This is a genomic window from Streptomyces sp. NPDC058964 (genome assembly GCF_042741275.1).
In the GTDB taxonomy this organism is placed as follows: domain Bacteria; phylum Actinomycetota; class Actinomycetes; order Streptomycetales; family Streptomycetaceae; genus Streptomyces.
The window spans coordinates 1-1950 of record NZ_JBHYKH010000884.1 but is presented as its reverse complement, the minus strand read 5'-3'; the positions used below and the strand labels follow the sequence as shown (position 1 = coordinate 1950).

The window sequence follows — 1950 nt, the reverse complement described above, 5'->3', positions numbered from 1 at the left end:
GTCCGCGACGGCCGGGCGGGGCCGGTCGGTGGGCAGCTCCAGCTGCTCCGGCAGCCCGGCCAACCGCTCCTTCCAGTGGACGAGCTGCCGGCCGGCCGCGCTGTCGGCGTCGGCCTCGTCGCCGAGAACCTCCCGCTGCCAGAGCGCGTAGTCGGCGTACTGGACGGGGAGCGCCTGCCAAGCGGGCGCGTCGCCGGCGCGACGGGCGGTGTAGGCGGCGGTGAGGTCCTGGGCGAGCGGGGTGCGGGACCAGGCGTCGCTGGCGATGTGGTGGACCAGCAGCAACAGGACGTGCTCCTGCTCCGACACCCGGAAGAGCCGCATCCGCACGGGCAGGTCTGCCGTCAGGTCGAAGGGGTACGACGCGGCCTCCGCCACCCGGTCCGCGACCTCCTCCTCGGACACGTCGACGACCGTGAAGGGCGTCGCGGCGGCCTCGACGGGCAGCACGATCTGGTACGCGCCCTGCTCGTCCTCGGTGAAGACCGTGCGCAGGCTCTCGTGCCGGGCGACGACCTCACCGATCGCCGCGCGCAGGGCCTCCACGTCCAGTGTGCCGTCGAGACGCAGCGTGAGCACGGTGTTGTAGGTCGCCGACGGTCCTTCGAGCTGGTGGAGGAACCAGAGGCGCTGTTGGGCGTAGGAGAGCGGGATGCGCTCGGGACGCGGCTTCGCGGTGAGTGCGGTGCGGACGGTGCCGGAGGTGTCGAGGGCGTCGGCGAGTCCCGCCACGGTCGGCGTCTCGAACAGCTGCCGGATCGGCAGCTCGACACCGAGGGTGCTGCGGACGCGGCTGACGAGGCGGGTGGCGAGGAGGGAGTGTCCGCCGAGGTCGAAGAAGTTGTCGTCGATCGTCACGTCACCCACGCCGAGGATCTCGGCGTACAGGCCGCAGAGGATTTCTTCGCGGGGGGTGCGGGGGGTTCGTCCGGTGGTGGTTGTGGGGGTGTAGGTGGGTGCGGGGAGGGCTTTGCGGTCGAGTTTGCCGTTGGGGGTGAGGGGGAGGGCGGCGAGGACGACGTAGGCGGTGGGGCGCATGTAGTCGGGAAGGGCGTGGGCGACTGCGTCCCGGAGGGTGTTCTCGTCGTATTCGTGGGTGGCGACGACGTAGGCGACGAGTCGTTGGTCGCCGGGGGTGTCTTCGCGGAGTTGGACGGTGGCCTGGGTGATGCCGGGCTGGGTGGTGAGGGTGGTGTCGATTTCGCCGAGTTCGATGCGGTGGCCGCGGAGTTTGATCTGGTGGTCGGTGCGGCCGTCGTAGGTGAGGTGGCCGTGGTGGTTCCAGTGGGCGAGGTCGCCGGTGCGGTAGAGCCGGGTGCCGGGGTTGCCGAAGGGGTTGGCCACGAACCGTTCGGAAGTCAGGGCGGGGCGGGCGTGGTAGCCGCGGGCGAGTTGTTCTCCGGCGAGGTAGAGCGCTCCTGTGATGCCGGGGGGTACGGGGCGTAGGGCGGCGTCGAGTACGTAGACCTGGGTGTTGGCGAAGGGCCGTCCGATGGGGACGGGGCCGTCTTCGGTGCCGTCGAGGTGGTGGTCGGTGATGTTGACGGTGGATTCGGTGGGTCCGTAGGCGTTGATGACCTGCACGTGGGGGTGCTGGGTCCGCCAGGCCGTCAGGTGGTCGGTGTGCAGTGCCTCGCCGCCCAGGATGAGGGTGTGGGAGGGGGAGGCCGTCTCCGGCAGGGTGGTGAGCAGGGGGAGATGGCTGGGGGTGGCCTTGATGAGAGTCGGCTGTGCCACCGTCTCTTCGAGGCTGGTGAGGTGGACGGTTCCGCCTGCGGTGAGAGGCGTCCACAGGGCGGTGATGGTGAGGTCGAAGGCGAGGGGGGAGTGCAGGACGGTGTCGCCGTTCATGGCGGTGTATGTCCTGCGGGCCCGGTGGAGGTAGGTGGCCAGGGCGTGTTTTTCTATTATGACTCCCTTTGTGCGTCCTGTGGAGCCGTATTTTTATAT

1 protein-coding gene and 1 pseudogene are annotated in these 1950 nt (G+C 69.7%); both read right to left on the bottom strand.

Annotated features, from left to right (window positions below; genetic code table 11):
* Nucleotides 1-732 (bottom strand): condensation domain-containing protein (locus ACFW2E_RS45980; RefSeq protein WP_384477906.1); only part of this gene is annotated, 732 nt, incomplete at its 3' end.
* Nucleotides 721-1926 (bottom strand): annotated as a pseudogene (locus tag ACFW2E_RS45975) (AMP-binding protein); the annotation flags it as partial. The pseudogene ACFW2E_RS45975 and the gene ACFW2E_RS45980, both read right to left, overlap by 12 nt.
* Between the last annotated feature and the right edge of the window lie 24 nt (nt 1927-1950).